A 365-nucleotide genomic window follows, 5' to 3' on the forward strand; every position below is an offset into this window, starting at 1 on the left:
CCTCGTAGATGCAGTCCACGGGACACTCGTCGATGCAGGCGCGGTCCTTCACATCCACGCACGGCAGCGCGATGACGTAGGTCATCGCGCGAGCGCCTCATCGCGCGACAGGGCGACCTGCTCCTCGCGGGGGACGACCTTGACGCGCTCTCGAGTGTGCTGGTGGGTCTCGCCGAGCTGCCGCTCGTGGGCATCCAGCGCCAGCCAGCCGTCCCACGTGGTGTACTCGGTGCCTCGCTCGTCGAGCAGGTCGAGGATGTCGGCAGCCGGACGGATCGACGACAGCAGTCCCGCTTCGGCATCCGCCACGAGGTTCGTCACCGTCTCCAGCGCGTCCGACTTCGTGTGCCCGATCAGGCCGACGG

Annotated in this window: 1 protein-coding gene; it reads right to left on the bottom strand. The window is 68.5% G+C overall.

Features of this window, described 5'->3' with window-relative positions:
* Nucleotides 1-81 precede the first annotated feature (81 nt).
* Nucleotides 82-365 (bottom strand): ferredoxin--NADP reductase domain-containing protein (locus tag KI686_RS17455; RefSeq protein WP_237590312.1); only part of this gene is annotated, 284 nt, incomplete at its 5' end.

The organism is Polaribacter sargassicola (genome assembly GCF_021991835.1).
In the GTDB taxonomy this organism is placed as follows: Bacteria; Bacteroidota; Bacteroidia; order Flavobacteriales; family Flavobacteriaceae; genus Polaribacter; species Polaribacter sargassicola.